Source organism: Vibrio rarus, assembly GCF_024347075.1.
GTDB classification, from domain to species: domain Bacteria; phylum Pseudomonadota; class Gammaproteobacteria; order Enterobacterales; family Vibrionaceae; genus Vibrio; species Vibrio rarus.
Genome location: NZ_AP024900.1, coordinates 2,495,904 through 2,510,001, shown reverse-complemented (window position 1 = coordinate 2,510,001; position 14,098 = coordinate 2,495,904). Strand labels below are relative to the sequence as shown.

Annotated in this window: 8 protein-coding genes; 3 read left to right on the top strand and 5 right to left on the bottom strand. The window is 43.5% G+C overall.

Annotated features, from left to right (window positions below; all coding sequences use genetic code 11):
- Positions 1 to 160: 160 nt before the first annotated feature.
- Positions 161 to 3,829 (top strand): methionine synthase, encoded by a 3,669-nt coding sequence (metH, locus tag OCU56_RS11420; protein WP_261873338.1) that lies wholly within the window; start codon positions 161 to 163, stop codon positions 3,827 to 3,829.
- 134 nt (positions 3,830 to 3,963) lie between these two features.
- Here metH and lysC read toward each other — a convergent pair whose 3' ends face one another.
- On the bottom strand, positions 3,964 to 5,319 hold the full coding sequence (gene lysC, locus OCU56_RS11415; protein WP_261873337.1) for a lysine-sensitive aspartokinase 3: 1,356 nt from the start codon (positions 5,317 to 5,319) through the stop codon (positions 3,964 to 3,966).
- 374 nt (positions 5,320 to 5,693) lie between these two features.
- On the opposite strand from lysC, the gene OCU56_RS11410 reads away from it, so the two are divergent.
- On the top strand, positions 5,694 to 6,806 hold the full coding sequence (locus OCU56_RS11410) for a pyridoxal-phosphate-dependent aminotransferase family protein (RefSeq protein WP_261873336.1): 1,113 nt from the start codon (positions 5,694 to 5,696) through the stop codon (positions 6,804 to 6,806).
- 7 nt (positions 6,807 to 6,813) lie between these two features.
- Here the strand turns inward: OCU56_RS11410 and OCU56_RS11405 are convergent, their stop codons facing one another.
- The 4 genes from OCU56_RS11405 to OCU56_RS11390 all read right to left on the bottom strand — a co-directional run bounded on the left by OCU56_RS11405 (position 6,814) and on the right by OCU56_RS11390 (position 13,172).
- Entirely contained in the window at positions 6,814 to 8,586 is a 1,773-nt protein-coding gene (locus tag OCU56_RS11405; protein ID WP_261873335.1) for a PglL family O-oligosaccharyltransferase, read from the bottom strand.
- 17 nt (positions 8,587 to 8,603) lie between these two features.
- Positions 8,604 to 11,429, bottom strand: a complete 2,826-nt coding sequence (gene uvrA / locus OCU56_RS11400) for an excinuclease ABC subunit UvrA (protein WP_261873334.1) — start codon at positions 11,427 to 11,429, stop codon at positions 8,604 to 8,606.
- A 123-nt stretch (positions 11,430 to 11,552) separates the two neighbouring features.
- Positions 11,553 to 12,431: a UTP--glucose-1-phosphate uridylyltransferase GalU gene (galU, locus tag OCU56_RS11395; protein ID WP_261873333.1), complete on the bottom strand. Its 879-nt coding sequence runs from the start codon at positions 12,429 to 12,431 to the stop codon at positions 11,553 to 11,555.
- A 105-nt stretch (positions 12,432 to 12,536) separates the two neighbouring features.
- The gene (locus OCU56_RS11390; RefSeq protein WP_261873332.1) at positions 12,537 to 13,172 is read right to left on the bottom strand and encodes a response regulator transcription factor; all 636 of its coding nucleotides are present in this window, start codon (positions 13,170 to 13,172) and stop codon (positions 12,537 to 12,539) included.
- Between the two features lie 286 nt (positions 13,173 to 13,458).
- On the opposite strand from OCU56_RS11390, the gene OCU56_RS11385 reads away from it, so the two are divergent.
- Positions 13,459 to 14,013, top strand: a complete 555-nt coding sequence (locus tag OCU56_RS11385; protein ID WP_261873331.1) for a single-stranded DNA-binding protein — start codon at positions 13,459 to 13,461, stop codon at positions 14,011 to 14,013.
- The last annotated feature ends 85 nt before the right edge of the window (positions 14,014 to 14,098 follow it).

Below are 14,098 nucleotides of genomic sequence, written 5' to 3'. Positions count from 1 at the left end.
TTAATACTGTGAGACAAAATAATTGTGAGATCAAATTAATGACTCTGTTTGTGAACATCATAACGTTAAATAGCATCATTTAGACGTCTAGAAATCTAATTTTTCTATGTTAGGATGTAGTCCATAGAGTGACAGTAAGTAAGTCTGAGCAGGATGCAGTATGAGAGAACAAATAACAGCACAGCTAAAAAATAGAATCCTTTTGATTGATGGTGGCATGGGCACCATGATTCAAAATGAAAAATTAGAAGAGAATGATTATCGCGGAGAACGCTTTTCCGATTGGCATTGCGATCTAAAAGGTAACAACGATTTACTGGTCCTCACTCAGCCTCAACTTATTAAGAGAATTCATAGCGACTATTTAGCTGCTGGTGCAGATATACTCGAAACCAACACCTTCAACTCAACCACCATAGCGATGGCGGATTATGACATGGAGGAGTTGAGTGCCGAAATTAATTTTGCAGCAGCAAAATTAGCACGGCAAGCTGCCGATGAATGGACACAAAAAACACCACACAAGCCTCGTTATGTAGCCGGTGTTTTAGGCCCAACAAACAGAACCTGTTCGATCTCTCCTGATGTTAACGACCCAGGTTTTCGTAATGTGAGTTTTGATGAACTGGTGGTCGCTTATAAAGAGTCCACACTGGCATTAATCGAGGGTGGATGTGATTTTATTTTAATTGAAACCATCTTTGATACCTTAAATGCCAAAGCGTGTGCATTTGCTGTCGAAACGGTTTTTGACGAATTAGGATCAGCACTTCCAGTGATGATCTCAGGGACAATTACTGATGCATCAGGCCGAACACTTTCTGGTCAAACAACAGAAGCATTCTACAATGCCTTACGCCATGTTAATCCTATTTCTTTCGGCTTGAACTGTGCGTTGGGGCCTGATGAGCTACGCCCTTATGTAGCCGAGCTTTCTCGTATTTCAGAAACGTTTGTTTCGGTACACCCCAATGCAGGTTTACCTAACGCCTTTGGTGAGTATGACTTATCTCCAGACGATATGGCGGAGCATATTCAAGAATGGGCGAACTCAGGCTTCCTCAACCTTGTAGGGGGGTGTTGTGGTACCACGCCCGAGCATATCAAAGCGATGGCGGAAGTTGTTGAGAACGTCACCCCTCGCGCTTTACCAGACATTAAGCCTGCTTGTCGTTTATCAGGGCTTGAGCCGTTATCCATAGAAAAAGAAACCCTATTTTTAAACGTTGGTGAAAGAACCAACGTTACAGGTTCTGCCCGTTTTAAGCGCTTAATTAGAGAAGAGCTTTATGAAGAAGCGTTAGATGTTGCTAGACAGCAAGTTGAGAATGGCGCGCAGATCATCGATATCAATATGGATGAAGGGATGCTCGATGCCGAAGCTTGTATGGTTCGTTTTCTTAACCTGTGTGCCTCTGAGCCAGAAATATCTAAAGTACCTATCATGGTTGACTCCTCGAAGTGGGAAGTCATTGAAGCAGGCTTAAAATGCATTCAAGGCAAGGGGATTGTTAACTCAATTTCAATGAAGGAAGGCAAAGAAAAGTTTGTTGCACAAGCTAAGTTAATCCGTCGCTACGGTGCAGCCGTTATCGTGATGGCCTTTGATGAAGAGGGTCAAGCGGATACTCGTGAACGTAAAGTGGAAATTTGTACCAACGCTTATAATATCCTTGTGGATGAAGTGGGTTTCCCTGCAGAAGATATTATTTTTGACCCAAATATCTTTGCGGTTGCGACGGGTATTGATGAGCACAACAACTACGCGGTGGATTTTATAGAAGCCGTTGCTGATATTAAGCGCACTTTGCCTCACGCTATGATTTCAGGGGGCGTATCGAACGTTTCATTCTCATTCCGTGGTAATAACTACGTGCGTGAAGCTATTCATGCTGTATTTCTATACCACTGTTTTAGAAATGGTATGGACATGGGGATCGTTAACGCCGGTCAGTTAGAGGTTTACGATAATGTCCCTGAGAAACTTCGTGAAGCAGTAGAGGACGTCATCCTCAACCGTCGGGAGGACAGTACTGAGCGATTGCTTGATATTGCTGGGGATTATCGAGAAAACGGTGTCGGCCCTAAAGATGATGGAACAGCACTAGAGTGGCGCACTTGGCCTGTAGAGAAACGTCTTGAACACGCTCTTGTTAAAGGGATCACCGAATTTATTATCGAAGACACAGAAGAAGCCCGTTTAAATGCGAGCAAGCCAATAGAGGTCATCGAAGGGCCTTTAATGGATGGTATGAATGTTGTCGGTGATTTATTTGGTGAAGGTAAAATGTTTCTGCCTCAGGTTGTTAAATCAGCTCGAGTGATGAAACAAGCGGTTGCGCACCTTGAACCTTTTATTGATGCGTTAAAACAAGCCGGTCAAACAAACGGTAAAATCCTACTCGCCACAGTGAAAGGCGATGTTCACGATATTGGTAAGAACATCGTAGGGGTAGTTCTGCAATGTAATAACTACGACATCATCGATCTTGGGGTGATGGTCCCTTGTGAAAAAATATTAAAAGTGGCCAAAGAAGAGAACGTAGATATTATCGGCCTATCTGGGTTGATTACTCCGTCTCTAGACGAAATGGTTCATGTGGCAAAAGAGATGGAGCGCCAAGGGTTTAAACTGCCGCTTCTTATCGGTGGTGCAACCACTTCTAAAGCCCATACAGCAGTTAAGATTGAGCAAAACTACTCAGAGCCTGTGGTGTATGTGAACAACGCATCACGTGCTGTTGGGGTGTGTTCTGCTCTGCTTTCCGCTGAGCAAAAACCTGCATTTACTGAAAAACTGAATCTTGATTACGAACGGGTTCGAGATCAACATGCTAGAAAGCGCCCTAAGACAGCGCCAGTGACATTAGACAAAGCACGCTCTAATAAAGTCGCCATTGATTGGCAAACGTATACTCCACCAATGCCTAAGCAATTGGCTCCGGTTGTGATTAAAGATATGAGCATATCAGCGCTACGTGAGTATATTGACTGGACACCATTCTTCATGACCTGGAGTTTGATGGGTAAATACCCGACGATTTTACAGCATGAAGTGGTGGGAGAAGAAGCGCAACGCCTATTTAAAGACGCAAATGATCTGTTGGATAGGATAGAAGCCGAAGGCATTATCAAAGCGAGTGGAATGTGCCAAATGTTCCCGGCAAATAGTGTGGGCGATGACATTGAAGTGTATACCGATGAGTCGCGAACAACGGTGGCTAAAACACTATGTCACCTAAGACAGCAAACCAATAAACCCAAAGGCTTTAACTACTGCTTGAGTGATTATATCGCACCTAAAGACAGTGGCTTAAAAGATTGGATTGGTGGCTTTGCCGTAACCGGTGGTATTGGTGAAAGAGACATAGCCGATGCTTTTAAAGCCGCCGGTGATGACTATAACGCGATTATGATTCAAGCTGTGTCGGATAGATTAGCCGAAGCTTTTGCTGAATATCTGCATCAGCAAGTACGTACCACTATCTGGGGTTACAGTGCCGATGAGCAATTGAGTAACGATGATCTTATCCGTGAAAAATACCAAGGTATTCGCCCAGCGCCTGGGTATCCTGCCTGTCCTGAGCATACTGAGAAAGGTTCGTTGTGGGAGTTAATGAATGTCGAAGAAACTATCGGCATGTCACTGACCACCAGTTATGCCATGTGGCCAGGTGCTTCTGTATCCGGTTGGTATTTCTCGCATCCAGATTGTCGCTATTTTGCTATTGCGCAGATCCAAGAAGATCAAGCCAAAGACTATGCTGAACGTAAAGGATGGGAGTGGTCGGAAGCTGAGAAGTGGCTAGGGCCAAACCTTAACGCTTAATACTAATCGTAGTAAATTTCTGTTCAGCCTGACGGGTTAGAATGATCTTACTGTGATTGGTTTAACATAGAAAATGGGGCTTATTAGCCCCATTTTTAATAATCATCTAAAAGCACTGCCAAAGGCGGTGGAGGTTATTCGTGTTCAAATAATTCTCTATGTAATTGCTGAACAGCATGTCGAGCATAGGATTCGTGCAGTAAGAAACAGAGGTTATGGCAACTTGCTCCATAGCAGATCATTCTTAAATTATAATCTTCTAGAGTGCCAAAAATCTGTTTTGCTGTACCTTTAGCTTGTCCCATTTCGTTACCAATTAGAGCGACTAAACTAAGGTTGTGTTCAACCACCACAGAGCACAACTCTTCAAGTTCCTTTTGTGCCGCTGGTGGTAATTTAGGTGAACCACCCTGCGTATTCGTGCGATCTAAGGTGAGTGAAACACTGATCTCCGAAGTGGTAATAAGATCAACCGATACCTTATGTTGAGCCAAGATGGTAAACACTTTGGCTAAAAAGCCACTAGCTTGAAACATATTTAGGCTTTTTAGAGTAATTAGCGTTTGATTGCCACGCAGTGTCACCGCTCTAAATAGTGGCGCGCTTTCTACTTCTTGTTTTACCCATGTTCCGCCAAGTTGTGGCTCTTTTGACGACCCAACAAATACTGGGATTTTATGGCGTAGTGCAGGGACTAGAGTTGATGGATGTAAGATTTTGGCACCAAAATTAGCCATCTCAGATGCTTCGGCAAAGCTGATCTCTTTAATCGGGTGCGCTTTTGGTGCAATGCGAGGATCCGTGGTATAAATTCCCGGAACATCCGTCCAAATTTCAAGCCCAGACGCTGAGATCGCCTCTGCAATTAATGCCGCACTGTAGTCACTGCCACCTCGTCCTAAAGTGGTGGTTTTATTGTTGAGATCTGAGCCAATAAAACCTTGTGTCACAACAATAGAATCTTTGCAAATAGGGACTAAATGGGTTTTGGCCGCAATGCTAATTTCATCGAGTAAAGGTTCAGCATTACCAAATACCGATGTAGTTTTCATTACTGTGCGAATATCAAAACGTTGAGTAGCATGACCACGTTCACACATAATTTGACATAAGATATGCGTTGACATTAATTCGCCACAAGAGACTAATTGGTCAGTCAATTGTTCACTAGGTTCGACGGTGGCTTTTTCCGCACATTGAGACACTTTAGTAAGGATCTCATTAATGTCATTAGTAATGGTTTGAGGTTGTTTTAACTGATTAATAATGGAGAAGTGAATATCGACTAATTGCTTAAGTAATTGTTCACGTTGAACTTGGTCGGCAACTCCGTTTGCTAACTCAACCAAAATATTGGTGACGCCTGAGCAGGCGCTAATGACCACCACTTTTGTATGTGGGTTATTTTCTACGATGGCCGCGCATCGATTCATTGCCTCAAAGTTTGCTACGCTGGTGCCGCCAAATTTAGCGACGTTGATTGTGCTCACAGTCTATCTCCATTAATCCTTCAAAATGTGCAAATACTCGTATTAACTATACGAGTCAAAGTGGCTGTTACTCATCACGCACTTTATAAAGAGAGTTTGTCCTACCCCAATCACTGTAAGAATCGTCATAGAAATAGCTCGGTTATCAAGAGTGTTAACCCGCTAAAATGAAGCAAAAGCTTACTGCGATTGGTGTGATTACCTAGTTTGATAATCAACTCTCAAGGCTTCATTGAACTGGTTTGTATAAATTATGTCAACGCTTAATGCGTATCGTTAGTTTTTTAACTGCCGCATACTTCTGCTATATGCTCATTGAGTGTTATTCGGCTATGCAATAAGGTGATCAAGTCATTCACTTACAAGGCTTAATTATGCGCAGTTTCAACCCTCCTAAACGTACATTAATGGGGCCGGGCCCTTCCGATATTTATCCTCAAGTTTTGCAGGCGTTATCTCGCCCTACAATAGGTCATTTAGACCCTTTGTTTATTGAGATGATGGACGAACTGAAAGTACTAATTAAGTACGCTTTTCAAACAGAGAATGAGTTTACGATTGCTTTATCTGCCCCAGGCAGTGCGGGCATGGAAGCGTGCTTTGTCAATCTTGTTCAGCCCGGTGAGAAAGTGATTGTTTGCCGTAATGGGGTGTTTGGCGAAAGAATACGTCAAAATGTTGAGCGCTGTGGCGGTATTGCCGTGGTGGTGGATGATGAGTGGGGAAGTCCTGTTACTGAAGATAAATTGCAAGCAGCAGTGACGCAGCATCCAGATGCGGTAGCCGTGGCTTTTGTGCATGCAGAGACATCAACCGGTGCATTAAGTGATGCTCAGGCTTTGGCCAACATTGCTAAACAGCAAAATATGTTAGTGATTGTTGATGCCGTCACCTCACTTGGTGGTGTGCCACTAAAAGTAGATGAGTGGCAGTTAGATGCGGTTTATTCTGGTAGTCAAAAATGTTTATCTTGTACACCGGGTTTGTCACCTTTGACCTTCTCAGAGAAAGCGATTGAAAAAATCAAGTCACGAACTCATCCCGTACAGAGCTGGTTTTTAGATCAAAGCTTAGTACTAGGCTATTGGAGTGGTGAAGGTAAGCGTGCTTATCATCATACCGCGCCGGTAAATAGCTTATATGCTTTGCATGAATCCTTATTACTATTACAAGAAGAAGGATTGGAGCAAGCTTGGCAACGCCACGCTCTTGCCCATCAACAACTGAAAGCAGGGTTAACTGAGTTAGGTATTCAATTTGTGGTGGATGAGCAATATAGGTTGCCACAATTGAATGCCATTTATGTTCCGCAAGGAGTGGATGATGGCCAGGTACGTCAGCGTTTACTTAATGATTACAACTTAGAGATTGGCGCAGGGTTAGGGGATTTAGCCGGCAAAGCGTGGCGTATTGGCTTAATGGGATATGGTGCCCGCAAGGAAAATGTCGCACTTTGCTTACAGGCACTAAAAGACGTTCTATCCTAAAAAATGATTACTCATCGCTGATGGTCGTATGTTGTGCATCACTGACCTTTAGCTTGGTTAATGATACCGACTCAAAGTCTATTTCGGGAAATAAAAATCGGGCTTCACTACGAATAGCGCTGGCCATTTGCTGTTGGTCTAGCGCTTGGTAGGCCAAGATTAAATTCTTATACAGTGCCGGACGTGGTTTGCTTTTTATGAAAGGCAGTGACCAATCCACATAAGTTTGAATATACTGCTTTTCATGCGTAGCGATGCCAATATTTAACAGTGTGCTGTTAATGTCCCATTCATATCTATCTTTCCATGCCCAAGGGTTTGTCACGCTGTCCAAAATATCCGGGTTTTTCGGCCTTGACTGTTCAAACTTTGTCAGTACATGGTTGGTGTGCAGCGCGGTTATCATGTAAGCACAGGTTAATATAGGCAAAAGTAGGCTTGAAAGGCGTAAGCCAAGGTGACTGATACGACCAAAATTAAGCTGATGGTAGCGAGCGGTGCGTTGATCGACCCAATACAAAAGAATAATAAAGGAAACCCAATGAATAGCCGAGTGATAGAAAGGGTATTCCAATTGAGTGTGTAAAACGATAGGGATAAAGAGAGAGAGGATACCAATACGAGTGCCCGGTCGCGCCATTCTTAAGCGATAAAGCACAAACCCCATAGCGAGGAATATTCCCACTATAGGAATCACACCCCCTTCAATACCCCACATCAGTAGCTCATTGTGCGGATGATCTAGTGAGGGCAAACCGACGTGATAGTTCGGGTTAAGCTGGTGCTGCCTTGCGGTATACAGCATATAAGCCGATTCAAAGTTGCCATAGCCATACCCCGAAATAGGGCGCTCAACCATCATATCGATGCCTTGCGGGAAGTGAAAACTCCGTGCGCTTTCAAGGTTTGATTTCTGGCCTATTATTGAGGAACTATCCCCCATACTAGCCATGCCTATACCGAGCCCAAGAGCGCTCACTAGACAAACCAACCAAATAATAGCGCGGGATTTGAGCGCAAAGCGATATAGATGCGGAAAAATCATGACCGTGGCAATGAGTGCACCTAACCAACCGGTTCTTGATGCTAACACCACAAGCAGTGGCACAGTGAGCAATGGCACCGCATATAAAAAGAACACTTTATATCGCCATTGAAGGTATTTGCTATAGGGCTGCCTAGCTAATAAATATCCCGATAAAACAAGCCCGGTTGCTAAAAAGCTGGCCATTACATTCGGTTGCTGAAAAATACCGTATGGGCGGTTACTTATTGTATTGTAACCAAACGGATTACCCTCGGATAACAAGGTATATTGCACCCAGCCAAACAGAGCTTCAATGACCACAGCGAAGAGAATAAACCACAGTAAGCGCTGCTTCTCTTCGTTGCTAAATCTAAATTGCTGAAAGGATAAGAACAACAAAAACCCCGCCCATAAGCCTACAATTCGAGGCAAGGCTATTTCAACATTGGCGTTGTTAAATAGAATGGGAATGGTCATCAACAGACAGCTAACCCCGAGAACGGCGGTCATTTTAGAGTACTTGATGACTCGATTCAGGGTCACTTGGTAGCAGGTTATACCCAAGGCAATACTAAGTAGCGCCCATACCGGAGGGTTAAAGGAAAGGGCTAGCCCAGCACCACCAGGGTTTGGATAGAAAAAATGTGTCGCAATTAAGAACATGCAGCCAATGGTCAGTAGGTAACGTCGATTGAATGGTACTTTTATCGCTTTCTTTTCAAGTGATGTGCCTGTGGTAAGCAGGGTCGCCATGAGGTATTCCTTCGGTATTATTTGAGCATCGGCTTTAAGAAGTGGGCGGTATGAGAGCCTTTAACTTTAGCTACTTGTTCTGGAGTGCCGGTTGCTATGATGTCACCACCACCTTGCCCACCTTCTGGGCCTAGATCCACAATCCAGTCTGCGGTTTTGATAACATCAAGATTATGCTCTATTACGACCACAGTATTGCCGTTATCGCGCAGTCGATGTAAAACAGTAAGTAATTGTTGTATATCATGAAAGTGCAAGCCAGTGGTAGGTTCATCAAGAATATATAGCGTTTTACCTGTATCGCGTTTAGACAACTCTCTAGCTAATTTGACACGTTGAGCTTCACCACCGGAAAGTGTTGTGGCGGCTTGCCCTAGTCGAATATAAGAAAGCCCCACATCAATGAGTGTTTTGAGTTTTCTAGCAATAACAGGTACCGGCTCAAAGAAGGCGTGCGCATCTTCAACCGTCATATTGAGCACTTCATCAATAGATTTGCCTTTATATTTTACCTCTAATGTCTCGCGATTGTAGCGTTTTCCTTTACAGGAATCACAAGGCACATACACATCAGGTAAAAAGTGCATTTCGACTTTAATCACGCCATCACCTTGGCAGGCTTCACAGCGTCCACCACGCACATTAAAACTGAATCGACCGGGTTTATAACCGCGGGATCGTGACTCTTGTGTACCCGCAAACAGCTCTCGAATTGGCGTGAAAATCCCAGTGTAGGTTGCAGGGTTTGAGCGTGGGGTGCGCCCGATAGGGCTTTGGTCAATATCGATGACTTTATCAAAGTATTGTAAGCCATCGACAGAGCGATATGGGCTAGGCGTGCTGGTGGTTGCGCCATTTAATTCGCGATGAGCAATTTTGAAGAAAGTATCGTTAATTAAGGTCGATTTACCCGAACCAGACACACCGGTTACACAAGTAAAGAGACCGCATGGAATAGTGAGGTCAACGGATTTCAGGTTATTGCCAGTTGCGCCACTTAATTGCAATAGTTTCTCTTTATTGATTGGGGTGCGCTTTTTTGGTATCTCAATTTTTTTGCTTCCATTGAGATATTGGCCAGTTAGCGAATCAGGGTTATTAATGATTTCTTCATAACTCCCTTCGGCCACCACATGACCGCCATGCACACCGGCTCCAGGGCCAATATCGATAATATGGTCAGCGGTGCGAATGGCATCCTCATCGTGCTCAACGACAAGCACGGTATTTCCAAGATCACGGAGGTGAGTTAAGGTGCCTAGCAAGCGCTCATTGTCTCTTTGATGGAGGCCAATGGAAGGCTCATCGAGTACATACATTACCCCAACAAGCCCTGCCCCTATTTGGCTCGCAAGGCGTATTCGCTGGGCTTCACCTCCCGATAAGGTTTCTGCACTACGGGATAAATTAAGGTAGTTGAGCCCCACATTGACTAAAAAGCTCAAACGATCATTAATTTCTTTCATGATCTTTTCGGCAATTTGCGCTTTTTGTCCTTCTAGGTTCATCGTGCGAAAGAAATCTAATGCTTCACTGATGCTCATTTCAACAATGCTAGGTAAGGGGGTGTCTTGCACAAAGACGTTACGGGCTTCTTCTCTGAGTCGCGTTCCATCACAGCTAGTGCAAGAGCGCGTGGAGATATATTTGGCAAGATCCTCACGTACCGAGTTCGATTCCGTATCATGATATCGACGCTCTAGAGTATTGAGAATACCTTCGAATGAGTGGGTTTTTACGCGAATATCACCCCGATCATTAATGTATTTAAATTCGATCTCAGTGCGTCCTGAACCTCGCAAAATGATCTGTTTGATCTTGCTTGGTAATGAGGTGAAAGGGGCGTACAAGTCAAAATCATAATGTTCAGCAAGAGCATTAAGCATTTGAAAGTAATAATAGTTCTTTTGATCCCAGCCTTTAATCGCTCCTGCAGCAATACTGAGGTTTTCGTCAACAATAACGCGGCTTTCATCAAAGTACTGTTGTACGCCAAGACCATCACAACTATGGCAAGCTCCGGCAGGGTTATTGAATGAAAACAATCTAGGCTCAAGCTCTTGCATGCTGTAACCACAGTATGGACAAGCAAAGTTAGCCGAGAAGATAACCTCTGGTTGATCGGATTTATCCATAGATGCGACCACCGCGATCCCACCGGACAGTTCTAAAGTGGTTTCAAAAGACTCCGCAAGGCGTTGCTGCAGATCTGCGCGAACTTTGAAGCGGTCAACTACCACTTCAATGGTGTGCTTTTTATGCAACTCTAGAGGTGGTGGATCAGAAAGATCGCAAATATCCCCATCCACTCGAGCACGAATAAAGCCTTGAGCCGCTAAATTTTCAAAGGTTTTTACATGTTCCCCTTTACGCTCCTTAACAATAGGAGCCAGCAGCATCATTTTAGAGCCTTCTGGCAGCTCCAATACTTTATCGACCATTTGACTAATGGTTTGTGCAGATAAAGGAACTTTGTGCTCAGGACAGCGCGGTTCACCCACGCGAGCATAAAGAAGACGAAGGTAATCATAGACTTCGGTAATTGTACCGACAGTAGAGCGAGGGTTATGCGAGGTAGACTTTTGCTCAATAGAGATAGCGGGAGATAAGCCCTCTATATGATCCACGTCAGGTTTTTCCATCAAAGATAAAAACTGGCGTGCATAGGCGGATAAAGACTCCACATATCGACGTTGACCCTCAGCATATAAAGTATCAAAAGCCAAAGAGGATTTACCTGAGCCAGATAGCCCAGTAATCACCGTTAGTTTATCTCTGGGTATAGTGAGGCTGATATTTTTTAGGTTGTGGGTTCTTGCACCACGAACGTCAATAGTGTCCATCTGATTCCGTTACATTACATAATCATTGTTCAAGTATTACATAGCTTGGTAGCGCTGCAAATAAATACTGGATAAAAAAACAGTGACACTAGGTCACTGTTTTAAAGGGGAATCAAGGGTTGATTAAACCAGTGGTTCTTTTAGGGTGGAGTGCTTGCCAAGCTCAGTGGCTTTTTTATCTTTTAAATAGATGTTTTCAAAGCAGTAATTTGTCGCTTCGATGTAGCCTTCAACACTACCGCAGTCAAAACGTTGACCCTTAAATTTATAGGCAAGAACACAGCCCGCTTTTGCTTGTTTTAGCAATGCGTCAGTAATTTGAATCTCACCACCTTTACCCGGTTCTGTTTCTTCAATGAGGTCAAAGATATCAGGAGTAAGAATGTAACGACCAATGATCGCTAGGTTACTTGGCGCTGTACCTTGCTCAGGTTTTTCTACCATGTCATCAACACGGATGATGTCATCTTTGATCACTTCACCTTTGATGACACCGTATTTGTGAGTTTCGTCTTCAGGCACTTCTTGTACTGCAACGATAGAGCAACGGAATTGCTTATAAAGTGCCGCCATTTGTGCCAGCACGCCTTGTTGTTCGTTAACACATAAGTCATCGGCAAGAACCACAGCAAAAGGTTCATCACCAACTAACTCACGTCCGGTTAGAATGGCATGACCTAAGCCTTTCATTTCACGCTGACGGATATAGGTAAAGTTTGCAGAATCAATAACATTACGAATATCAATAAGTAGGTCTTCTTTGTTGGTGCCTTGAATTTGATGTTCTAATTCATAGTTTTTATCGAAGTGATCCATAATAGAGTGCTTACCACGGCCGGTAACAATGCACATTGCGTTCATGCCCGCTTGAATCGCTTCTTCAACACCGTACTCAATTAGTGGTTTATTCACTACTGGCATCATTTCTTTTGGCATAGATTTAGTAGCAGGAAGGAATCGAGTACCGTAACCTGCTGCTGGAAAAAGACATTTTTTTATCATGGAACAACCTAACTGAATCATAGTGGTAAAGTTTATGAGCCTAACTCTACCACTAGATTTCATGGATATAAAATACACTTAGGTTAAATCTATCTATTTGATAGATTAAGGCAAGAAATGATGGGCCCAGATCACTGCTTCCTCGCGATTCTTTACTTTAATTTTGCGAAATATTTTATATAAGTGTGATTTTATGGTGTGTTCGCTAATAAAAAGTTGCTCCGCTAATTCGTAGTTTGATTTTCCAGCCCTAAGCGCCTCAAGCACCTCCATTTCTCTGCGAGTAAGATTAATAGTGTGCGGTGGGGCATAGCGCATCAGTACCGATTGGTAATAAGAAAGTAACTGTTCAGTCAGTGCATAGCTTAACCATGAGTAGCCTTTACTTAATGCCTCAACGCCATAAGCGATCTCTTTGACCGTCTGATGCTTATTGAACACCCCCCTCACGCACCCAAACTTTAAAAGATCCGCTGTCCTTATATTGATAGGAGCTTGAGTTAAAACAATATAGACCTTTTTATTCGCTGAATGAGGGATGACAAACTCATCGCTGCTGAACTTAGTGTCATTAAAATTGATCAGTATGGTTGGGTTCATGCTCGGCTTGTAGCGTTGATGCCAATCATCAAGAGGATGTAACTGAACAGAAGACAGTTTTTCAATTTGTTGAATGGTGTGTGCATCAAACTCGCAGCTTTCATGCAAAAATAATTGAGAATTAATTTCATCAAAATACATATATCTACCTCTCTCTTACCTAAAACCAGTTTCTTTTGCATCCTTTTGGTTTGCGAAACTAGGTACTGACTTTTGCGACAATATTCAATAACAAGGGTGTTATTACCTATCTTATTGCATAAAAGTGCGGAATATATCGAAAAAAATGCAAGTGTTTGTTTCAGGTAAGGGGCACAGTTTGTGCAATGTCGTGGGTTCTCGAATACACTTTCTAGTGATTTAAGTAGTCCGTTAGGCATGCTATGCTTGGCGTATTAGAAACAGTAAGAAACAGATGGAGCGATACATGGCTAGCCGTGGCGTCAACAAAGTAATTATTATGGGTAACTTAGGACAAGATCCTGAGGTTCGTTTCGCCGCAAATGGCAATGCAATTGCAAACATTACCATTGCAACTTCTGAAACTTGGCGTGATAAAGCCAGTGGCGAACAACGTGAGAAGACGGAATGGCACCGAGTTGTGTTATTTGGTAAAACTGCAGAAATTGCTGGTGAGTACCTGAAAAAAGGTTCACAAGTTTATATTGAAGGCCAATTACAAACGCGTAAATGGCAAGATCAGTCAGGACAAGATCGTTATACCACAGAAGTGGTTGTGCAATGGCCTACCGGTCAGATGCAACTGCTAGGATCTCGTCAAGGTGGTCAACAAAACCAAAATCAAAACCAAGGTGGCCAGTACGGTGCACCTCAAGGTCAACAGCAACAAGGTGGCAATTGGGGTCAACCTCAGCAACCGCAGGTTCACCAACCGGCACCTGCGCAACAGCAAAAACCGCAACAGGCTCCTCAGCAGTTTAATGAGCCACCAATGGATTTTGATGACGACATCCCGTTTTAGATCTTACGTAGATTAAAAGCGCCACAATAAACGCTTTTAACGAGATGGATACCCACTAGCCCAGCAGAAATGCTGGGTTAGTCAT